The sequence below is a fragment of the Streptococcus sp. 27098_8_23 genome, from assembly GCF_041432195.1.
Lineage (GTDB): Bacteria > Bacillota > Bacilli > Lactobacillales > Streptococcaceae > Streptococcus.
The window spans coordinates 112,150-134,212 of sequence record NZ_JAPVZF010000002.1; the positions used below are offsets into that span (position 1 = coordinate 112,150).

Sequence of the window (22,063 nt, forward strand, 5' to 3'; positions counted from 1 at the left end):
TTCATAAACGTTGGATACGTTTGAGTTTACGGCTAGTATCCCAGTGATAATCTGAAAATTGGATTTGAGGAACTATGAACTCTTTTTGCTGGGCCAAGAGTTGGAACTGTGCTAAAATTGCTGTCTCTACGTCCTCATCTCGTTGGCTTAGACAAACTTCCACTAATTTCTCGGAATGTTGCTTAACTCGGTAATCTCCTACATTCTCCACAAAGAGGATACAACGTCTGATAAAGTCTGGATAGATCGTTACCTGTCCCCCATTCTGCCCTTCAAAGTAGAAGATATCATCAGAGCGTCCTTCGACCTTGTCAATCCGTGTATAGTAGGAGCCACAGGGACAAGGCTCCGGATTTTCAACCAAGATATCATTGAGCTGGTAGCGATAAACAGGCTGACTACTTCGCTTAAAGTCCGTAATCACTGGATAAAAACGGCGGTCATCTAGATACTGCTTTTCCACAAAGATAATGTCTTCGTTGAGATGTAGATTGCCAGCTGAGCAAGTGCAGGCTAGGAAACCTTCTGTCGCCTGATAAACTTGGTCAATGATGGATAGTGAAAAGGCTTCTGCGATCCGTACCCTATCACTATCTTCCAAGATTTCCGCCACCGAAACGATTTTTTGTGGGTTAATAGCTAACTCTCCATCCTTGAGACGCTTGCTCAATTCAATCAACATCGAGGCTGGCGCCACAATAATCGTTGGTTGATAGTTGTTGAGTCGCTCGATATGCTCATCTGTATGTTTGAAAATATCAAAATACTCTAGACGAATGAGCGCTGTATTGATGGTCTGATAGAGTTCATTATCAGCTCTCAGGAAAAAGGCGATGCGGTGTCCAAAAAGCTGCCCCTTGGGCAACATCTTTGCCAAGATAGCCGCAGCCCACATACTTCGCTCTTTCTCTGTTGTGATAAAGAGCCCCCGATGTCCAGACGTCCCTGAAGACAGACCGACGGCTACTTCCCCTTTAAGTTCAGTGAAGTCACGGGTCTTCTCACTTTCAATAGCTAAGGATAAGGCTTCATCACGATCCACTCCTTGGGTGTTGAGCTCATTGAAATGTTCCATCATAAAAGCCTTGTCCATATGGTCAAAGTTGCTAGGAACCCCATTTTTAAAGTAGGGCGACTCTCGCTTTAAAAAGTCCATATAGTTAGCTAATTGCTTTTTCTGATAGTTTTCTACAGCTTCTCGAGATTTGAAATGATGAAGCCATCGAGTTTGGATAAAGGTTTTAAGAAAGGTTATTTTTTTCATGTAAGATTGACTCTATCCTTTCTACAGGATCATGGCTAACAACTACCTCGATACCGTCCTTTAAGACTTCCTCCAAAAACTCTGTCCCCCTGATATAGTCGGCCCTATTATCCTGGACCAAGGAAGGAATCAGGTGCATCTGCTTGGTATAAGGTAAGAGGTCAATTCCCCAACAGAGGTCCGCTGCAATGAGGAGATTAAGGTCTGGAAAATATAGACAGGCTTGCCCCCTAGCATGCCCGTCAACAGAGGCTACTAGGATACTGCCATCTCCAAAAAGATCACAAATCGGACGATAGGGAAAAGTTGAAACTTGCTGGTCAGCTCTGATAATGGTTATATTTTTCTCAAAAGAAGCTGGTAAAAACTCCTTGAAAATCAAGTCTTTCAACTTGGGTTTTTGGTAGACTTCATATACTTCTTTTGTCAAGATAAAGGTTGCACGAGGAAAGAAACTAGCTCCTCCCAGATGATCTGGATGTAGGTGTGATAGAAGAACATAGTTAATTTCTTCTGGTTTGATTCCCTTCGCTTCCAGCAAACGTGAAATCTGGTCCTTCTCCGTCATTTGAACGGGCGTTCCTAGCCGATAGAAACCATAGCGAAGCCGGGTCTTAATATCGTAATGATAGCCTGTGTCATAGAGGAGATAGCCCTTGTCCCTGTGTTTGATAAGAAAAACACCTGCTGGAAAGGTCATCTTTTGATTCTTAACTCCCTTAAATAGCAAACCTGTGTAGCTGGTACAGTAGCCTGCTGGGAAATAATCAATGCTTTCGATAATCTTGGACATATTGTTCAATCCCTTCCGAAATACTGATTTGAGGGCGATACCCCAAGTCTCGCTCCGCCTTGCTGATGTCCAACGTCTGACTATAACGGAGCAGATAATAGGTATAGCGTGTCATAGGCGGTTCACCTTTGAGTTTCAAGACCTTATACAGAAACTCTAAACTACTAGCAATAACTGAAAGAAGAGGAGTTGGCACTTTTCTGTATGTTATTGGATAGCCCAACCCTCTCAAGGTTTCTTCTATCAAATCCTTAAAGGCTCTTGGTTCCCCATTGGTAATATTATAAACTTCGCCACTAGCTTGAGGGGTCTCTAGTGCCAAGCGAATTGCCAGAGCGACATTTTCCACACAGGTCATATCCATGAGCTGACAACCATCCCCTATCAAGGGAATGCCAATCTTCTGACTGAGTTTGAGAACTCGGGGCAAAATACTGGTATCCCCAATCCCAAAAAGCCCACGAGGTCGTAAGATAATACTCGGAACATCGGGATAATCCTTAAACAGCTTCTCCGAAGCCAGCTTACTACGAATGTAGTTGTTCAGATTATTTTCCTGAGGCGCAGCACTTTCTTTGATAGCTAGCTGATCTCGAGGCGCAGCATAGATGCTAGGCGAGGACACATAAACCAAACGCTGAATACCAGCCTCTCGGCAAGCATCCAGAACATACTTGGTCCCTAAGACATTTGTCTGGTAGAAATCCTCCCAAGGCCCCCAAACGGTAGAAAGAGCACCCGCATGCACAACCATGTCCATCCCCTGACAAGCCCGAGCCAAGTTCTCTTGCTTGGTCAAATCCCCCTGAAAAAATGCCACAGAGGAGTTTTCTAAAGACTGACCCACCTTGCGATTGCGTCCAAAAGCGCGTACCTGATAGCCCTGCTGACTAAGCTCTTCAACAACATACTTACCTAGAAAGCCCGTAGCACCTGTTACCAATACTTTCTTCATTCTTTACTTCTCCTTGTCCCCTAAGAGCCGATGTATTTCGCTCTTCAGAATCTCTGTTGGCTGATAGATTTGAGCTGCTCGACTAAGTTTGTTTAAGTCTGGCCAGTCATCTCTAGCCAACAACTCATCAAAGGCGCGTCCAATCGCTTCCGTATCCTCTCGTTTAGCAGTCAAGGCAATCCCTGCCTCTAATCCACGAACTGCATAGTCATACTGATCATAGTCATGGGGGAGAATCAAGGCAGGCTTACCATAGATGATACACTGGTAAAAAATACCTGCACCACCATGATGAATCACATAATCCATCTGGGGAATGTATTCCTTATAGGGAAGATAGGATACCACAGAAACATTGTCCATGAGCTCTTCACATTGGAAGTCTTGTCCGCCAAACCCCAGAGTCACAAAGAAGTGGCAATCTGGATGTGCTTCTGCCAATTGTTGTGTCTGATAGAGGAGATTGTCTTTAGCCCATGCTAGCTGAGTGCCACAGGAGACAAGGACCTTCTTATACCCTGCATAAGGAGACAAATCGAGGGGATAATTTTCTGCCCTCTCAATCGAAGACCCAAAAGGTCCCACCCAAAGGTAGTGCTCTGGAAAATCACTTTTCAGCTCCAACTCTTTCATCCCAATTCCCAAGATGGAATAGGGTGAATAGATGGTTTCCTGACCTTTCTGATTGTAGGGCTTAAAATCGTAACGTTTCAAGCGTTCTCTCAATAAAAAGCTTACGATTCGTTTCCCTAAACGAGTCCCTTTTCTTCCTAGCCATTGCAGACCAGATTGGAAAGATGTTTTTGGACTGCCCATTCCTCCAAAGAAACAAGGCGGTCCATCTGTCGTTTCAATGGCAAACTGTGTCGCCATCGTGGTAATCCAGGGAATGTTCAACTGTTCCGCAACAAGTCCTCCAGAGAGGGTTATAAAGTCCGCAATCACAATATCCGGTCTATTTTCCTGCCACTCTTGCACTAATTGATCTGAAACCACATTGATCAAATCAAGACTAGCTGACAACTGTCGATAAGCAGAAAACAGGTTTAATTGACCTTCATTGTTGGCTACACGCTCAAACTCATCTACACAATTTTCTAAAATGGGAATCACCCGGAATCCCATCTCCTCTGCTACAGTTTTTCGTTGCGGCCCTGTAAATAATCGAATCTCATACAAGGGATCCTTCAACAAAGGGGCAAGTAAATTCAGTGTTGGGAAGAGATGCCCACTCAAAGGAACTACAACCACATCAATTTTGATTTTTCTCATATGTCTAGGATAGCAAATTTTTAAAAAAAGAACTACCAAAATGATAGTTCTTTCTAATACTATTTATATTTTGAGGAATAAGTCGCTTCCACTCTACTTGATTTTTAGAAGAGTTCTTTGTAGAGAGCAATAGTTTCTTCTAGAGTTGGCATGAATGGATTGCCTGGCGCACATGCATCGATCAAAGCATTCTTAGAAAGGTAGTCAAAGTCAAAGTCTTTTTCTTGGATACCGAGTTCAGTGAGTTTCTTCGGAATACCAACAGTTTCAGAAAGTTTCTCAATCTCAGCGATAGCATAGTCAGCACATTCTTGGTCTGTTTTCCCTTCCACATGGAGTCCCAAGGCCTTGGCTACATTGCGGAAAGCTTCTGGTACACGTTTGGCATTTTCACGCTCTACAACTGGGAGAAGCATGGCACAACAGACACCATGTGGCAAGTTATATACCACACCGAGTTGGTGAGCCATAGAATGAACGTAGCCCAAACCAGCGTTGTTAAAGCTCATACCACCGAGGAAGATGGCATTGACCATAGCCTCACGCGCTTCAATATCTTGGCCATTTGCCACAGCACGAGAAAGATACTCCTTGATGAGTTCAATCGCTCCGATAGAAAGTTTCTTGGTCACATTATAAGCACCTGGTGTTACCAAGGCTTCGACAGCGTGAGTAAGAGCATCCATACCTGTCGCTGCTGTCAATCCTTTCGGCTTTGAAAGCATGAGTTCTGGATCATTGACAGAGATAAGGGCAAGGCTATTCTTATCAACCATTACCATCTTGACCTTGCGCTCTTCGTCAGTAATAACATAGTTAATGGTGATTTCTGCAGAAGTTCCAGCTGTTGTATTGATCGCAACCACTGGCAATCCTTTTTTAGCAGACTTGTGGAGGCCTTCGTAGTCCTGTGGTTTGCCACCATTTGTAGCAATGATAGAGATACAACTAGCCGCATCCTGAGGAGATCCTCCCCCAAGACTGATGATGAAGTCACATCCATGCTCTTTCAGGACAGCCACTCCGTCTGTGACGTTCTTGCAAGTCGGATTTGGCTCCACATCGCTAAAGATCACATATTTGATCCCTTCACCATCTAATGGTTTTAGGACCTTAGGTAAAATATCGCTGCCTTCGATGAACTTGTCTGTCACCAAAAGAGCCTTCTTATACCCCAGTTCCTTGATATACGGGCCTACTTCATTTACAACACCTTTACCGATAAGGTTAACTGATGGAACGTAAAATGTAGCCATATGCTTTTCCTCCTGCGCCTCTGCGCTAATTGATTATTTACTATAAGTATACGACCTTATAAGAAGTTTTACAAACACTTGTAAGCGTTTTAAGTAAAAAGTTAGTAAAGAACAGCCAACCCTTTTTCAAGAAAAAAGCTCCAAAAAGATAGCTTTCATCTCATTGGAACTTTTACTTAATCATTATTGCTTAGTTAATACCACTCGGTCAGATGCCTCTCGGTCCATATCATCGATAATCAATTGATTACCATTAACCGTGTAAATTTTGACATCATCACCGATAATGACACGTTGATTTTCTGGCTCAAAGCTGACTTGCTTGATTTCCTTATCTCCATCTGGCTCGACCTCAGTCCATGTACCAGTTTTACCTGTTACAACAAGAGTGATTTGGTCATTCTCATCTTTTCCAGTATAGGTACCATCAATGTTAGTAGGTTGAGCTACAGTAGTGTCCTGACTTGAGGATGCCTGTGGTTGACTAGCACTTGTCGTAGCGCTAGAAGATGATTCTTGTTGAGTAGATGATTGCTGAGCCGATTGCTGGGTAGGGGCTTGTGCCTTAGGTCCACAAGCTGCTAAAAGACTAAGAATTGCTAGGGAAGCAATAGAAAGTGTGAATGTTTTCGTTTTCATAGCGATTTCCTTTCTTTTGTGCCAATAATTTGCTGGAATCGTTTCCAGATATACCTCCTACCTACAGTATAGCAACATAAACCTATAAGGTCAACTAATCTCGTCGCTTCCTACCAAACTTGCTCGGACTTCCGAGATAAAGTAGAGGGATCCCGTCACGAAAAGCAAGTCCTGGCCATTGGCCTTATCTTCAAATTCTCTGATAAAGTCGCCATAGGAAGGAATCAAATCATAACCTACCACATCCTTTTCATCCAGAGAGCCTTGGTAGTCAAAGCCTGTTACCTTAAGTTTTACCTGAGGCAACTGCTCAGATAGATAGCCTAGCATCCCCTGATAATCCTTGCGTTTAAGTGCTCCAAAAAGGATGCGAACCTGGTAACCTTGCTGGATTTTCCCCTGGATAAACTCTACTAGACGACTTAAAGCTGGCAGATTGTGAGCCCCATCTAGGTAGATTTGCGGACGAATCCGTTCCAATCGACCTGCCCAGTGGGTCTCTTGCAAGGCCCGTCTGACAAGCACTTCTTCGACCCTTTCACCTCTTGACGCCATAAACAGAAGAAAAGTTTCCAAAGCCAAGGCGGCATTTTCTTGCTGATAAGCACCTTCCAAACTGATTTCAAGTTGTGAAAAACTAGCTAGACTACTTGAAAAATCCCCAGCTTTCAAGGTGAAGTCTCCCCCAGCTTGATAAAGTTCAACAGCTAACTCTCTTGCTCTTTTTTGACAGACAAGTTTAGCTTCTGGAGCGAGCTTAGCAATGACTGCCTTCTTGCCAGCCTTGAAAATACCAGCTTTCTGCTCGGCTATTTCCTCCAGACTATCCCCCAAGGTCTCCTGATGATCTAGCCCAATGGAGGTAATAACTGCAATCTCTCCTGTTACGACATTAGTGGTATCAAGTAGACCACCTATCCCCACTTCTAGCAGAACTAGATCCACTCCCTGCTCTTTAAAGTATAGTAAAGCAATCAGGGTCAACAACTCAAAGAAAGACAATTGGTCATGTGTTTCCAAAAGAGTTTTCTCCATCTCCTTGACTTGGTTAGCTATACGGACAAAGTCTTCATCTGCGATCGGTAGCCCATTAATACAGATTCGATCATGGATACTGATGATATGAGGAGAGGTAAAAGTACCAACTTTTTTACCATGAGCAACAAACAACTCCCTCATAAAGGCAATAGTTGACCCCTTACCGTTAGTTCCTGTTACATGGATAATGGGATAAGCCTTCTCAGGATTCCCTAGCAAATCCACTGCTCGCTGCATTCTTCCAAGTCCAGATCTAAAGTTTAAACCAATCCGACTATGGAGCCATTCTTCTACTTCAAACATACATGTCTCCTTAACAACAATCCAATCAACTAGCGCACTAAAGTTTTACTGTAAATAAAAAGCGAGGCCGGGACAACAATCCCGACCTCTTACCTGGTTAGCTAATCACTAGCTACTATGAATTTCAACGTGGGCTAAAAACATCCCCCGAACTTACTTACGGTCTTTATTTTTAGCGTAAGGGTAAAAATGTTCACTGAACAAACCAGTTCTCTCTTATTTTAAGGAACTGGGCTAAAAACGTTCCCCGAACGTTCCTGCGTTTCTCATTTCTGGCGCAGGGCTAAAAACGTTCCCCGAACGTTTTTACTCCTCCTTAAAACTATTGAAGACTTCTTCAATCATGTTCCATTCGTCTTCTGAGTCTTCTGGGATTGGTTGCAATTCGCCTTCTGTTCCATCTTCGTTTTCAATGAATGAGTAAGCTTGGATTTCAACTTCACCATTTTCATCTTCTTCTGCGTTAACTGGCACTAGAAGAACATAGTTTTTACCAAATTCTTCTTTCCCGTCGATGGTCAAAAGGATTTCAAATAAAGTTTCATTTCCTTGCTCATCTACTAGTGTAATCAATTCACGTTCTTCGTGGTCATGGTTGTGATCGTGTGACATAGTTTCTCCTCTGTCTTAAAATTTTCTATCTAAATAATTTTGCAAAATCAGCTGAGCAGCCAACTTATCAATAACTTTCTTGCGTTTGTTACGGCTGATATCTGCTTGTTCAATCAACATACGCTCCGCAGCGACCGTTGTCAAACGCTCATCCTGATAGTCTACTGGCAAACCAAAGAGTTCTTCTAGCTTGGCACCATAGGCTTGACTGGCTTCTACTCGCGGACCACTGGTATTGTTCATGTTCTTTGGCAAACCTACTACAAAGCGTTCTACCTTATAGCTGTCAACCAATTCCTTGATACGGTCAAAACCAAACTGGCCCTGATCCTCATTAATATGGATGATTTCAAGTCCCTGAGCGGTGAATCCTAGAGGATCGCTAATCGCCACCCCTACTGTTTTTGAACCGACGTCCAATCCCATAATTCTCATAGATTATAGATCGACTCCTTGTCCTTTAAGGTAGTAGCGTACCAGTTCTTCAACAATTTCATCACGCTCATACTTACGGATTTGATTTCGTGCATTGTTGTAACGAGGAACGTAGGCAGGGTCTCCACTCAGTACATAACCGACGATCTGGTTAATCGGATTGTAGCCCTTGTCGTTCAATGAAGCATAGACGTCTGTCAACGTTTCGCTAATTTCTTTCTTATTGGAATCATCCAATTTAAACCGTACAGTTTCTTCAGTAAATCCCATTCTAACACCCTCTTTCCTTAGAATAGTACTATTATAGCACATTCCCTGACGTTCTACAAATAAGTCAGTCTATTAATTTGGATTTTCTATTGTTCTGTCGCCCCATTTGCCACTCTATCTGCAATATATTGGCTAGGTTCGTTTTTTAAGAGATTTTCAAGGCCGATATTTTTTAAATATTCCAGCTGAGATGCCTTTTTGACATCCAATACTTGAAAATCATAAGTCGTTGTCGTCTGGATTTCTGTCTCGCTGAGTAGCTTTGTTTCCAGTTTGAATCCTGCTAGTTTGCGTGCCTCTTGGATGGTCTCATCCTTCTCTTCAGCTTCTAGAAGCGCTTTTTGCGTCTCCTCTAGGCCATTTTCAGAGATAAAGGTCTTGAGTTCATCCCCGACAGGTCGTTTTTGCTGGATGGTCAAGGTCAAAAACTGATTACCTTTATAGGTAATGGTTTGAATCTGTTGCGTTCCATTTTCTGACTTCGGCATCAACAAGGTCTTGGTGACAACCGTATTCTTTTCGGCATTGTCCAAAACGGGAAGGTTTGATTGGAGAGGTTCAGATGCTGTTGTAGAAGCAGCAGGGGTTTCCTTTTTTTGCCCACATCCCGCAAGCAAAAAGAGGAGAGCAAAACTAGCAATTAGTAACTTTTTCATAATTCCTCACTTGATTTTAAAACAAAAGAGCAAACAAGGCCAGGAGTCACTCCCAGCCTTGATGTTTTATAGAGCTGCACGTAGACGTGCTTCTGCATTTTCTACATTACGGACAGAGCGTGGCAAGAAGGCACGGATATCATCTTCTTTATAGCCGACTTGCAGGCGCTTCTCATCAACGAGAATCGGACTCTTTAAGATCCGTGGTGTTTCCATGATTAAGTTGAGCACTTCATTGACACTCAAATCCTCGATGTCAACTCCAAGTGCCTTAGCGTAGCGGTTTTTTGACGAAACGATACTGGCAATTCCATTATCTGTTTTCGTGAGAATATCTAATAACTCTTCTCTTGTAATTCCTTCTTTACCGAGATTTTGTTCTTTATAACTTAACTGGTGGGCATTGAGCCAGGTTTTCGCTTTTTTACAGCTAGTACAACTTGAGACTGTATAAATTTTGATCATGTACCTACCCCTTTCGCTACATGTTACTATCAGTTTAGTCTATTATACCATAAAAAACATCCGACTTGCGACCTATTTTTTAAAAAAATTAACTTTTTTCGCGATTTTCGTACTTTTTTCTTGACAAAATCAATTTATAACCAACTTTTAAATTTTTTGATATACAATCGTTTTACAACTGTAACACTTATCATATAGAGAACGATAATCAAAAGCAAAAAGAGGAAATAAATTGGTTCCAAAGGGGTTAAATGAAGCAGGCTAGCAATTGAAGAGTAGGGAAGGAAGGTCACAAAACTAGCTGCTAGCAAGGTTGTTCCAAGAACAAACCATGATGGACGACTTTGTAAGAAAGGAAGTTTTGCTGAACGAAGCATATGGATAACCATGGTTTGGGACCACATGGATTCAATGAACCAACCTGTCTGGAACAAGATGATAAAGCCCGTTGCAGCCTCTGCTCCGTGAGCATAGGCTTGGCCTGTCGCCATTGGGACAATGACAAAATAGAGTAAGATAAAGGTCAAAATATCAAAGGCAGAAGAAATCGGACCCATCCAAATCATAAAACGAGTAATAGACTTAGCTTCCCACTTATGAGGATGTTTCAAAAAGTCTTCATCCACATTATCAAATGGCAAGGCAATGCAAGAAAGATCGTAGACGAGGTTTAAGACAATCAAGTGAATCGGAGCCATAGGAAGGAAAGGTAAAAAGATACCAGACACTAACAGGGAGAAAATGTTCCCGAAATTAGAGCTGACCGTCATCTTGATATATTTGGTCATATTAGCGTAGACCTTACGTCCTTCAACCAGCCCTTTTTCAAGCACCATCAAATCCTTATCTAACAAAATGACATCAGCCGTTTCTTTGGCAATATCTACTGCTGTATCAACAGAAATCCCCACATCTGCCACTTTCATAGAAGGGGCATCATTGATTCCATCTCCCATATAACCGACACAATGTCCATTAGATTTGATTTGCAAAATGATTCGTGCTTTTTGATCCGGAGAGAGTTTGGCAAAGACGGTCACATGTTCGACTGCTTGAGCCAACTCTTCGTCCGTCATGGCGTCAATATCAGAACCCAACAAGATTTGATCAACGTCTAGACCAACTTTTTCGCAAACTGCTTGGGTTACCTTCTCATTGTCCCCCGTCAAGATTTTCGTTTGAACACCGTGTTCTAACAAAGCTTGGATAGCAGGTGCTGCTGATGGTTTTGGTGGATCTAGAAAGGCAAGATATCCTGTTAGAATCATCTCTTTTTCATCTTCAACTGAGTAAGCAAAACCTTCTTTTAGGCCTGTTTTATAGGCGACTCCTAAGACTCGCAATCCCTGTTGATTGAGTTGGTCTACTTCTTTTAAGATCTCCACTCGGATATCATCCGTCAGAGGGCTAATCTGACCTTGATATTCCACCTGGGTTGAAATCGCAAGCATTTCCTCTAGAGCACCCTTGGTTACCAAACTAACAACTTCGTTCTCATCCTTGACGATGACACTCATCCGCCTGCGTTCAAAATCAAAAGGTAATTCATCTATTTTTTGGAAGCTAGTATCCAAATTTTGTAGAATAGCGTGTTCTTTAGCTTCTTTTTCAGTTCTACTGATAATAGCACGGTCCATCAAGTTTTTCAATCCCGTTTGAAAATAGGAATTGAGGTAGGCTCGTCTCAACACAGACAAATCCAAATCTCCATGTATATCCAAAGGATATTCAAGGACAATTTCGTCTTGGGTAAGGGTTCCTGTTTTATCAGTGCATAGGATATCAATAGCACCTAGGTCTTGTATGGCATTGAGTTTTTTGATGACGACTTTTTCCTTGGCCATGATAATGGAGCCTTTTGCTAGACTAGCCGTGATAATCATGGGAAGCATCTCAGGTGTGAGCCCGACACCCACACTCAGTGCAAACACACCTGCTTCCAGCCAGTCGCCATCTGTCAAGCCATTGGAGAGAAAGACGATGGGAACCATGACTAACATCAAACGGATTAAGAGCCAAGAGATGCTGTTCATCTCCCGTTCAAAAGAGGTCGGTTCGTCATAGGTATTAAGAGTCTGCTCGATTTCTCCCATCATGGTGTCATCACCGACCGCTAGAATCAAAGCCTTGGCACTTCCTGATATCACGTTGGTTCCCATAAAGGCGAGCGCTTCTGCTTCTAGTAGACTATCAAAGTTTGACTGACTCATTTTTGACAAGGCCAGTTTTTCAACCGAGTCACTTTCACCTGTCAAACCAGACTGTTGGACAAAGAAATCGCGTGATTCAATTAAAATGAGGTCTGCTGGAATCATGTCCCCAGCACTTAATTTTACTATATCTCCAACGACCAAATCTTCAATTGCGACCTCTAAACTCTGGCCTTCACGAATGACTGTGGCTGTATTCACAATCATTTTTGATAGATTGGTCGCAGCCTTGTCGCTCCGTAATTCTTGGACAAAGCGTATGCCACCAGAGATTAGAACGAGAACAACGATGATGATAGAGGTCGTCGGATCTTCTTGTCCAGGCTTCGCCAACCAGACATTGGTCACCATGGAAATCATAGCGATGACAAGAAGGATGATTGTAAATGGATTGATAATGGATTCGTAAATCTTTTTGAGGATACTGTCTTCTTGACCCTTGGTGATGGTGTTTTCGCCATATAGGTCACGATTTTTCTCCACCTGCTCCTCAGTCAAGCCTGTTAGACTTGTCTTATAAAAAGATAGAGTTTCGTTTAAGGGTGTGTGAATAGCTGTTGCTAATCTTTCTTTTGTAGTTTTCATTGGTTTCTCCTATCTGTATGAATGATGTATTTCATACACAGAGACCAATCACTTTATAAGGGCAGAACGACACAAATCAGCGATTGGCTGTGTATGTGCGGTTCTGGATGATCGTCAATTTGCATCGTTTGTCTCCTTTCTTTTTCTTAAAACAGCAGAAAATCCTACCATAAAAATGGCAGGATTAAAAAACTAATTATCTGTTTTTCGTTCAAGCTTTAACTCCATAGGGCAATGAAATGAGCTTAGTCTTGGCCTTCGCGACCAGGACTGTTGACCAACGAGTAGTGTCTCCACTGCTTTGCGGTAGTCATCCGTATCCCTATGGTAGCCTCACCTACCGTTTTCGTCTATCAGTATAAACCTTTAAAATATAAAAGTCAATGATTTATCATAATTTTCTTAAATAACAATTAATTCCTTCGGCGCTAGAGTCAACAATTCGCAACCGTTATCTGTAATTAAGATATCGTCTTCAATACGAACGCCGTATTTACCTTCAATATAGATACCCGGTTCATCAGTCAAGACCATACCTGCTTGAATGCTCTCGGTAGAAGTTTGACTAAAGTAGGGTTCCTCATGGATATCCAGTCCGATACCATGGCCAATACCGTGAGTAAAGTAGTCGCCATAGCCTGCCTCGATGATAATATCACGAGGAATTTTGTCAAAGTCACGGAAACCTAATCCTGCCTTAGCTTGATCAATCAGAGCTTGGTTGGCTTTCAGGACAGTATTGTAAATTTCTGCCTGCTCGTCACTGACATGACCGAGGTAGATGGTCCGTGTCATATCACTGACATAGTGGTCGTAGAGACAGCCGAAGTCCATGGTAATGGCTTCTCCCGCTTCAACCGGTTTGTGCATTGGATGAGCATGGGGCTTAGAAGAGTTGATGCCACTTGCTAAAATGGTATCAAAAGACAAGCCTGCTGCTCCCAACTCACGCATGCGGAAATCAAGGAAGTTGGCAATTTCGATCTCAGTTTTTCCTGGTTTGATAAAGTCAAGCGCATCACGGAAAGCTTGGTCTGAGATAGAACATGCCTTACGAATAGTCGCAATCTCCGCTTCATCTTTAATCATCCGAAGCGCTTCAACAAACTGAGTCTGCGGAAGCAAGTCGATTCCTGCAAAGGCTGTCTGCATACGGTGGTAATAAGAGACCGAAATCTCGTCCTCAAAACCAATGCGAGACAAGCCCATATCCTTAACAATGCCTGCAATAACAGCCAATTCATCGCGGTCAGCCACAATCTCAAAACCTGTCACTTCTTGCTTAGCTGCAATGATATAACGAGAGTCTGTCACCAAAATCTGACGGTCACGGCTGATAAAGACTGTTCCATTTGAACCCCAAAAACCAGTCAAATAATAGACGTTTTTAAGGTTGTTGATGATGATACCATCTAGTTCTTTTTCTTGCATTTTAGCGAGAAATGCTTGCACACGTTTATTCATGATGTAACTTTCCTTTCAAATAGTGTCCTGTGTAGCTGGCTTCATTGGCCGCTATTTCTTCTGGGGTTCCTGTTGCAATGATGGTTCCACCACCGACACCGCCCTCAGGTCCCAAATCGATAATATGGTCTGCCGTCTTGATAACATCTAGATTGTGCTCGATGACGAGGACAGTATTGCCATCGTCTACAAAGCGAGCCAAGACTTTAAGCAAGCGAGCGATATCCTCGGTATGAAGTCCTGTCGTCGGCTCATCCAGAATATAGAAAGATTTCCCTGTCGAGCGTTTGTGGAGTTCACTAGCCAACTTCATACGCTGGGCTTCTCCCCCAGAAAGGGTGGTAGCCGGTTGCCCTAGCGTTACATAGCCCAGTCCCACATCCTTGATGGTCTGGAGTTTGCGTTGAATCTTGGGAATATGTTGGAAGAATTCCACCGCATCGTTGACGGTCATGTCCAAGACCTGCGAGATATTTTTTTCCTTATAGTGGACTTCTAGGGTTTCACTGTTGTAGCGAGTCCCGTGGCAGACTTCACAAGCCACGTAAACATCTGGCAAGAAGTGCATCTCGATCTTGATAATCCCGTCACCTGAGCAGGCTTCGCAACGACCACCCTTGACGTTGAAACTGAAACGGCCCTTCTTGTAGCCTCGAATCTTAGCTTCGTTTGTCTGGGCAAAGAGGTCACGTATATCGTCAAAAACTCCCGTATAGGTAGCTGGGTTGGACCTCGGCGTTCGTCCAATGGGGCTCTGGTCAATATCGATCAAGCGGTCTACATGCTCAATCCCTGTGATGGTCTTGAATTTACCAGGCTTGTCTGAATTGCGGTTGAGCTTCTGCGCAATAGCTTTTTTGAGGATGCTGTTGATCAAGGTCGATTTCCCTGAACCTGACACCCCTGTCACCGCGATGAATTTCCCTAATGGGAAGCGAGCAGTGATATTTTGCAAGTTGTTCTCACGCGCACCTGTCACTTCGATAAAGCGACCATTTCCGGCACGGCGCTCTTCTGGTACTGGAATGGCACGTTTCCCTGACAAGTACTGGCCTGTAATAGACTTACTATTACGGGCCACCTGCTTGGGTGTTCCTGCAGCAACAATCTCGCCACCAAAAACACCGGCACCTGGACCAACGTCAATCAGATAATCCGCCTCGCGCATGGTATCTTCGTCGTGTTCCACCACGATGAGAGTATTGCCCAAGTCACGCATCTTTTTCAGACTAGCAATCAGGCGGTCATTATCCCTCTGGTGAAGACCAATCGACGGCTCATCCAGGATATAAAGGACACCTGATAAATTGGACCCAATCTGGGTTGCCAAGCGAATACGCTGACTCTCTCCACCTGATAGGGTTCCTGCCGAACGAGATAGGGTCAGATAGTTGAGCCCAACGTTATTGAGGAAGGTCAAACGATCCTTGATTTCCTTGAGAATGGGACGAGCGATGATGGCTTCATTTTCAGACAAGGTCAGCTGGCTCACCAACTTCAAATGGTCTGCGATAGACAGGTCTGAAATCTCTCCGATATGAGGTCCTTCTTCTCCACCCACACGAACAGACAAGGCCTGGTCATTGAGACGGTAGCCATGACAAGTTCCGCAGGTTAGCTCATTCATGTAGAGGCGCATCTGGGTGCGAGTATAATCGCTATTAGTTTCATGGTAGCGACGTTTGATATTATTAACAACTCCCTCAAAAGGAATATCGATATCGCGCACGCCACCAAATTCATTTTCATAGTGGAAATGGAATTCCTTGCCATCAGACCCGTAGAGAATCAAGTTCTTATCTTCTTCTGACAAGTCCTCAAAGGGCTTATCCATATCCACTCCAAAGGCTGTCATGGCCTGCTCTAGCATGTTGGGATAGTAGTTGGATGAGATGGGATTCCAAGGCGCAAGTGCTCCCTCACGTAAGGTTTTGCTGGCATCTGGCACCACTAGGTCGATATCCACCTCCAGCTTGATTCCCAAACCATCACACTCACTACAAGAACCAAAAGGTGCATTGAAAGAGAAGAGACGAGGCTCCAACTCGGGTACGGTAAAGCCACAGACCGGACAGGCATAGTGCTCAGAGAAGAGTAACTCAGAATCGTCCATAGTGTCGATAATGACATATCCTTCTGCGATACGAAGGGCCGCCTCAACGGAGTCAAAGAGACGGCTTCGAATACCCTCCTTGATGACAATACGGTCGACTACAACATCGATATCATGTTGCTTACTCTTAGACAGCTCTGGAACTTCGGTAACATCATAGACCTCCCCATCCACACGAACACGAACATAGCCGTCTTTCTGAACCTTTTCAATGATGCTCTTGTGTTGTCCTTTTTTCTTACGAATGACAGGGGCCAAAATCTGCAAGCGTTGGCGTTCTGGCAACTCTAAAACCTTATCAACGATTTGCTCAACAGAAGAAGCCTTGATAGCTCCGTGCCCGTTAATACAGTAAGGCGTCCCCACACGTGCGTAAAGGAGACGCAGATAATCATTAATTTCAGTCGTCGTTCCCACGGTCGAGCGTGGATTTTTGCTGGTAGTTTTCTGGTCGATGGAAATAGCTGGGCTGAGGCCATCAATGGCATCTACATCTGGTTTTTCCATATTGCCCAAGAACTGACGAGCGTAGGCTGACAAGCTCTCTACATAGCGGCGTTGCCCCTCAGCATAGAGGGTATCAAAAGCTAGACTGGATTTCCCAGAACCTGACAAGCCCGTTACGACAACCAGCTTGTCTCTAGGAATCTCCACATCGATATTTTTTAAGTTATGGGCACGAGCCCCATGAATGACAATTTTATCTTGCATCTTTGTTCTTTCTAGTCCATTATTGCTTTCCATTATACCAAAAAATGTGAAATTCTATTACCCAAAAAGCTGTTTTTATAGTATAATAGTACGGTGCAAAAAATGAATCACTGAAATAGTAGGAAAGGATAGGGGATATGAAACAAGTTTTTCTCTCAACAACAACTGAATTTAAAGAGATCGACACGCTTGAACCGGGTACTTGGATCAACCTCGTCAATCCTACACAAAATGAATCGTTGGAAATCGCTAACGCCTTCGACATTGACATTGCCGACCTTCGAGCACCACTCGATGCGGAAGAAATGTCCCGTATTACCATCGAAGATGAGTACACTTTGATTATCGTGGACGTTCCCATCACAGAAGAAAGAAACAATCGTACCTACTACGTTACGATTCCGCTGGGGATTATCATCACAGAGGAAACCATTATCACCACCTGCTTGGAATCCCTCCCCGTTCTCGATGTCTTTATCAACCGTAGACTGCGCAACTTTTACACCTTCATGCGTTCACGCTTTATCTTCCAGATTCTCTACCGCAACGCAGAGCTTTACCTTACAGCCCTTCGTTCGATCGACCGTAAGAGTGAACAAATCGAAAGTCAACTTCACAAGTCTACTCGAAACGAAGAGCTGATCGAGCTCATGGAATTGGAAAAGACCATCGTCTATTTCAAGGCCTCACTTAAGACGAACGAGCGCGTGATTAAGAAATTGACTAGCGCAACTAGCAATATCAAGAAATACCTAGAAGACGAAGACCTACTCGAAGACACTCTGATTGAAACCCAACAGGCCATCGAGATGGCAGATATCTATGGAAATGTCCTTCACTCTATGACAGAGACCTTTGCCTCTATCATTTCCAACAACCAGAACAACATTATGAAAACTCTGGCTCTCGTGACCATTGTCATGTCTGTCCCAACCATGATCTTCTCAGCCTACGGGATGAACTTCAAGGATAATGAAATCCCTCTGAACGGTGAGCCTCACGCCTTCTGGTTAATCGTCTTTATCGCCTTTGCTATGAGTGTTTCGCTCACTCTCTATCTCATCCATAAAAAATGGTTCTAAGAGGAATCCCTATGTCTCAGATTGATCTACAAAAATTAACTAAGAAAAACCAAGAGTTTATCCATATTGCTACCCAGCAATTTATCAAAGATGGCAAAACAGATGCTGAAATCAAGGCTGTCTTTGAGGAAGTCATTCCTAAAATCCTTGAAGAGCAAGCCAAAGGAACGACAGCGCGTTCCCTCTACGGGGCTCCAACCCACTGGGCTCACAGCTTCACTGTCAAGGAGCAATATGAAAAAGAGCATCCAAAAGAAAATGACGATCCAAAACTCATGATTATGGACTCAGCCCTTTTTATCACCAGTCTCTTTGCATTGGTTAGCGCTCTAACTACCTTCTTCTCTACAGATCAGGCTATTGGTTATGGGTTGATTACCCTCTTGTTGGTTGGGCTTGTTGGAGGGGTGGCCTTCTACTTGATGTACTACTTTGTCTACCAGTATTATGGACCCGACACAGATCGTAGCCAGCGCCCTCCTTTCTGGAAATCAATCCTCGTCATCCTCGCTGCTATGCTTCTCTGGTTGGCTGTCTTCTTCGCAACAAGCTTCCTTCCAGCAGCTCTCAATCCAATCCTTGCTCCACTGCCTTTGGCTGTCCTAGGAGCAGCCCTTCTCGCTCTTCGCTTCTATCTCAAGAAACGCTTCAATATCCGAAGCGCAAGCGCGGGCCCATCACGTTATTAAGAAAAGTGAAAAGCTATGGCATATAGTCAATCTTTAGCTCAGCAGATTCGAAAAATCCTAGCACTCAAACTTCCTCCCCAAATTTTTGAAGAAGAGCTAGAAGAAAAGAAACTGTTTGGTGGCCTGGCCTTTATGATTCGTGGGAAAATGGTTCTTACAGTCAGTTCCAGAAAGAACGAGCTGGTTATGGTGAGAATAGGCAAAGAAACGGAAAAGCAAGTTCTACCCCGAACAGGAGCCCATACTACATTGATGAGAGGGCGACCTTATCATGGCTATATAGACCTAGATATCGAAGGTCAAAAAGAACTGCCTTACTGGATTGATTTAGCCCTCTCCTATAATCAAGAGTTGACCAAGTAACTCATATCTAGTGAGATTAGAGATTAGAAAAACGAAAAGCAACTGCTCCGGCGGTTGCTTTTTTTCTTGCTTTCTTGATATCCAATAGAACTTCTGACTCTAATCTCTATCGTTTTCTCTCATCTTTTATGATAAAATAGGAACAATCAATTTCTAGGAGGATGAGATATGGTTTCTACTATTGGTATCGTGAGCTTGTCTAGTGGCATTATCGGAGAGGACTTTGTCAAACACGAAGTGGACCTAGGTGTCCAACGTCTCAAGGATCTGGGACTCAATCCTATCTTTTTGCCCCATTCGCTAAAAGGTTTAGACTTTATCAAGGACCATCCTGAGGCGCGTGCAGAGGATTTGATGCAGGCCTTTTCGGACGATAGAATCGACATGATCCTCTGCGCCATCGGTGGAGATGATACCTATCGCTTGCTACCTTATCTTTTTGAAAATAACCAACTCCAAAAGGTTATTAAACCAAAGATTTTTCTTGGCTTCTCGGATACAACCATGAACCACCTTATGTTGCATAAACTAGGAATCAAGACTTTTTACGGCCAATCATTTCTAGCAGACATTTGTGAGTTAGACAAAGAAATGTTGCCATATAGCCTCCACTACTTCAAAGAATTGATTGAGACGGGAAGAATCTCAGAGATTCGACCTAGTGACGTTTGGTATGAGGAAAGAACTGACTTCAGTCCCAAAGCTTTGGGAACACCTCGTGTCAGCCATGTAAATACTGGTTTTGACTTGTTACAAGGCAATGCTCAGTTTGAGGGAGAAATCCTCGGTGGTTGTCTTGAGTCTCTCTATGATATCTTTGACAACTCTCGATACGCAGACAGCACGGAGCTCTGCCAAAAGTACAAACTCTTCCCTGACTTAACCGACTGGGAAGGAAAAATCCTCTTGCTAGAAACAAGCCAAGAAAAGCCTGAGCCGGAAAACTTCAAACAGATGGTGCAGACTTTGAAAGAAACTGGGGTATTTGAGGTCATCAGCGGACTCTTGGTCGGAAAGCCAATGGATGAAACCTTCTATGACGACTATAAGGAAGCACTATTGGATATCATTGATAACAATATCCCGATTGTCTATAATCTAAATGTCGGCCACGCAACGCCAAGAGCCATTGTTCCCTTTGGCGTCCATGCCTATGTAGATGCACAGGAGCAAGTCATTCGCTTTGACTATAACAAAAAATAAACAATTTCTCCATTTTTGTGCTTTGGTATTGATTTTCGTTACAATTTGTGTCTGAATTTATTGCATTTTGCTTATTTTTATGATATCTTTTTGAAGGAGGTATATATGACTAAACAAAAAATAAATCAAATTGTCGGTTCAATCGGGGCCTTTATCGGGATTATTGTATTTATCGCCTACATCCCACAAATTTTTGCCAATTTACAAGGCAACAAAGCTCAACCATTCCAGCCTTTATCCGCAGCAGTATCTTGTTTAATTTGGGTTATTTACGGATGGACAAAAGAACCTAAGAAGGATTGGATACTAATTATTCCAAACTCAGCTGGCGTTGTCTTAGGTGGACTGACATTTCTCACTGCACTATAAAAATTACTAGCATATAATCAAAAAGCTGAGAGGAGATTCTCAGCTTTTTCTCTTGTATAACTACTAAAACGTCACATACTACTGATAACTAAAATAATCAAGGGAAGGCTATTGCCTAACATATGAACAACTAGAGGATAATAAATATTCTCTTTTTCTTTCACATAGATGATAGAAAAGGCAATGCCTCCACCTAGATAACCGACTGCACTGACCCACTCTGATAAAGCCAAACTGTGCATATGAGTCAGAGCAAAAACAAGTCCTACCAGAAGAATGCTTAGCCAACTTGACAGACGTTTCTGCAAGTGATGTAACAAGAGCTGACGGAAAAAGAGTTCTTCCACAAAAGGTCCTATGATACAGGCGAAAACTGCTATCAGTATTGGTTGTTCTTGAAAGGTACTTTGAATATTCGACTGGTTTAGACCTTGTCCGACTAGCCCAAAAAACTGCTTCAACATCTCTGATACAAATTCAAAGACAAAAGTCATCAGAAAGAGAAAGAGCCATCCTGTTAAGACGCAAAAGAAGAATTTCCTTTTAGTCTTTCTAATCTCATCCCATTGTTTGATCAATCGATCCTTAAACAAGAAAGAGCCATATAGAGCTAGTACTACATAAACTAGATAATTTGCAATAGCAGATGGCATCAAGAAAGCCAGCAATTTAACTCCATCAAATACAAAGAGAACTGTATAGAGAATCGCAAAAATCAGAATTCCCTTATTTTTGTTAGACATCATTTAATTCCCCTTCCACTCACAATCATTCTCGTGGTCATCAACTAACCCTGCAGCTTGTAGAAATGACAAGACTGCAACGGGACCTGTGAACTTGAAGCCTCGTTTTTTGAGATCTTGAGATAACTTTTCAGACAAGGCTGTTTTAGCAGGTGCTAGGTGATAGTCAGGAACATCATTCACGATCGTTTTTCCCTCAACAAAAGACCAGAGATAGGCATCAAAGGAGCCATATGCTTCCTGAACTTGTAAAAATGCTTGGGCATTGGCACGCGTAGCAAAAATCTTGGCACGATTTCGGATGATGGCTGGATTGTCTAACAAGGCTTCCAACTGCGCATCCGTCATCTGAGCAATTTTCTGGGCATCATAAAAATGAAAGACTTCTCGGAATCCTTTTCGCTTATTTAGAACTGTTTCCCAAGATAGGCCCGACTGGTATGTCTCCAAACAAAGCAACTCAAAAAGGGCGCGGTCATCATGAAGAGCATGTCCCCACTCTTCGTCATGATAGGCTACATATAAGGGGTTATTCATTTTAACCCAACCACAGCGTTTCGGCATCTTATTCTC

The 22,063-nt window shown here is 43.1% G+C and carries 22 protein-coding genes and 1 riboswitch; of the genes, 5 read left to right on the plus strand and 17 right to left on the minus strand.

Annotated elements, in window-relative coordinates:
• Nucleotide 1: 1 nt before the first annotated feature.
• From O3652_RS04485 to uvrA, 15 genes are all read right to left on the minus strand, one after another.
• Nucleotides 2-1,264, minus strand: coding sequence for a F390 synthetase-related protein (locus O3652_RS04485; RefSeq protein WP_125412443.1), 1,263 nt, complete (start codon nucleotides 1,262-1,264; stop codon nucleotides 2-4).
• Nucleotides 1,242-2,057 (minus strand): MBL fold metallo-hydrolase, encoded by an 816-nt coding sequence (locus O3652_RS04490; protein ID WP_070569350.1) that lies wholly within the window; start codon nucleotides 2,055-2,057, stop codon nucleotides 1,242-1,244. The genes O3652_RS04485 and O3652_RS04490 overlap by 23 nt, the downstream gene beginning before the upstream one ends.
• On the minus strand, nucleotides 2,032-3,012 hold the full coding sequence (locus O3652_RS04495) for an NAD(P)-dependent oxidoreductase (RefSeq protein ID WP_070569353.1): 981 nt from the start codon (nucleotides 3,010-3,012) through the stop codon (nucleotides 2,032-2,034). Before O3652_RS04495 ends, O3652_RS04490 begins: the two co-directional genes overlap by 26 nt.
• Before the next feature lie 3 nt (nucleotides 3,013-3,015).
• Entirely contained in the window at nucleotides 3,016-4,284 is a 1,269-nt protein-coding gene (locus O3652_RS04500; protein ID WP_070569619.1) for a glycosyltransferase, read from the minus strand.
• Nucleotides 4,285-4,388: 104 nt separating this feature from the next.
• Complete coding sequence (locus O3652_RS04505; RefSeq protein WP_125412452.1) at nucleotides 4,389-5,540, minus strand: iron-containing alcohol dehydrogenase; 1,152 nt, start codon at nucleotides 5,538-5,540, stop codon at nucleotides 4,389-4,391.
• 183 nt (nucleotides 5,541-5,723) lie between these two features.
• A complete protein-coding gene (locus O3652_RS04510) occupies nucleotides 5,724-6,179 on the minus strand; it encodes an SP_0198 family lipoprotein (protein ID WP_070799905.1) in 456 nt (151 codons plus the stop codon).
• Between the two features lie 90 nt (nucleotides 6,180-6,269).
• Nucleotides 6,270-7,520 (minus strand): folylpolyglutamate synthase/dihydrofolate synthase family protein, encoded by a 1,251-nt coding sequence (locus O3652_RS04515; RefSeq protein WP_125412472.1) that lies wholly within the window; start codon nucleotides 7,518-7,520, stop codon nucleotides 6,270-6,272.
• A gap of 306 nt (nucleotides 7,521-7,826) precedes the next feature.
• Nucleotides 7,827-8,132 carry a DUF1292 domain-containing protein gene (locus tag O3652_RS04520; RefSeq protein ID WP_000017623.1) on the minus strand — a complete coding sequence of 102 codons (306 nt, stop codon included), beginning with the start codon at nucleotides 8,130-8,132 and terminating at the stop codon, nucleotides 7,827-7,829.
• A 15-nt stretch (nucleotides 8,133-8,147) separates the two neighbouring features.
• Complete coding sequence (gene ruvX / locus O3652_RS04525) at nucleotides 8,148-8,567, minus strand: Holliday junction resolvase RuvX (protein ID WP_009013577.1); 420 nt, start codon at nucleotides 8,565-8,567, stop codon at nucleotides 8,148-8,150.
• A gap of 3 nt (nucleotides 8,568-8,570) precedes the next feature.
• Nucleotides 8,571-8,837, minus strand: a complete 267-nt coding sequence (locus O3652_RS04530) for an IreB family regulatory phosphoprotein (protein WP_000507059.1) — start codon at nucleotides 8,835-8,837, stop codon at nucleotides 8,571-8,573.
• Between the two features lie 86 nt (nucleotides 8,838-8,923).
• Nucleotides 8,924-9,493, minus strand: a complete 570-nt coding sequence (locus O3652_RS04535; protein WP_000734687.1) for an SP0191 family lipoprotein — start codon at nucleotides 9,491-9,493, stop codon at nucleotides 8,924-8,926.
• A gap of 66 nt (nucleotides 9,494-9,559) precedes the next feature.
• Complete coding sequence (spx, locus tag O3652_RS04540; protein WP_000591165.1) at nucleotides 9,560-9,958, minus strand: transcriptional regulator Spx; 399 nt, start codon at nucleotides 9,956-9,958, stop codon at nucleotides 9,560-9,562.
• Between the two features lie 134 nt (nucleotides 9,959-10,092).
• Complete coding sequence (mgtA, locus tag O3652_RS04545; protein WP_371590106.1) at nucleotides 10,093-12,753, minus strand: magnesium-translocating P-type ATPase; 2,661 nt, start codon at nucleotides 12,751-12,753, stop codon at nucleotides 10,093-10,095.
• A gap of 196 nt (nucleotides 12,754-12,949) precedes the next feature.
• Nucleotides 12,950-13,100, minus strand: a riboswitch (M-box (ykoK) riboswitch).
• Between the two features lie 55 nt (nucleotides 13,101-13,155).
• Nucleotides 13,156-14,217: a Xaa-Pro peptidase family protein gene (locus O3652_RS04550; protein ID WP_125412481.1), complete on the minus strand. Its 1,062-nt coding sequence runs from the start codon at nucleotides 14,215-14,217 to the stop codon at nucleotides 13,156-13,158.
• Nucleotides 14,210-17,041, minus strand: a complete 2,832-nt coding sequence (gene uvrA / locus O3652_RS04555; protein ID WP_125412484.1) for an excinuclease ABC subunit UvrA — start codon at nucleotides 17,039-17,041, stop codon at nucleotides 14,210-14,212. The genes O3652_RS04550 and uvrA overlap by 8 nt, the downstream gene beginning before the upstream one ends.
• A gap of 137 nt (nucleotides 17,042-17,178) precedes the next feature.
• Here uvrA and O3652_RS04560 point away from each other — a divergent pair, with 137 nt between their 5' ends.
• From O3652_RS04560 to O3652_RS04580, 5 genes are all read left to right on the plus strand, one after another.
• Nucleotides 17,179-18,123, plus strand: a complete 945-nt coding sequence (locus O3652_RS04560) for a magnesium transporter CorA family protein (RefSeq protein WP_000815620.1) — start codon at nucleotides 17,179-17,181, stop codon at nucleotides 18,121-18,123.
• Nucleotides 18,124-18,134: 11 nt separating this feature from the next.
• A complete protein-coding gene (locus tag O3652_RS04565) occupies nucleotides 18,135-18,812 on the plus strand; it encodes a DUF1129 domain-containing protein (RefSeq protein ID WP_185755856.1) in 678 nt (225 codons plus the stop codon).
• A gap of 15 nt (nucleotides 18,813-18,827) precedes the next feature.
• Nucleotides 18,828-19,175 (plus strand): TfoX/Sxy family protein, encoded by a 348-nt coding sequence (locus O3652_RS04570; RefSeq protein ID WP_084943247.1) that lies wholly within the window; start codon nucleotides 18,828-18,830, stop codon nucleotides 19,173-19,175.
• 168 nt (nucleotides 19,176-19,343) lie between these two features.
• Nucleotides 19,344-20,378, plus strand: a complete 1,035-nt coding sequence (locus O3652_RS04575; protein WP_125412497.1) for a S66 peptidase family protein — start codon at nucleotides 19,344-19,346, stop codon at nucleotides 20,376-20,378.
• Nucleotides 20,379-20,483: 105 nt separating this feature from the next.
• Entirely contained in the window at nucleotides 20,484-20,747 is a 264-nt protein-coding gene (locus tag O3652_RS04580) for a SemiSWEET family transporter (RefSeq protein WP_000166112.1), read from the plus strand.
• 71 nt (nucleotides 20,748-20,818) lie between these two features.
• Here O3652_RS04580 and O3652_RS04585 read toward each other — a convergent pair whose 3' ends face one another.
• Nucleotides 20,819-21,493, minus strand: a complete 675-nt coding sequence (locus O3652_RS04585) for a CPBP family intramembrane glutamic endopeptidase (protein ID WP_125328300.1) — start codon at nucleotides 21,491-21,493, stop codon at nucleotides 20,819-20,821.
• Nucleotides 21,494-22,054 (minus strand): DNA-3-methyladenine glycosylase I, encoded by a 561-nt coding sequence (locus O3652_RS04590; RefSeq protein WP_042767655.1) that lies wholly within the window; start codon nucleotides 22,052-22,054, stop codon nucleotides 21,494-21,496.
• Nucleotides 22,055-22,063: the final 9 nt, after the last annotated feature.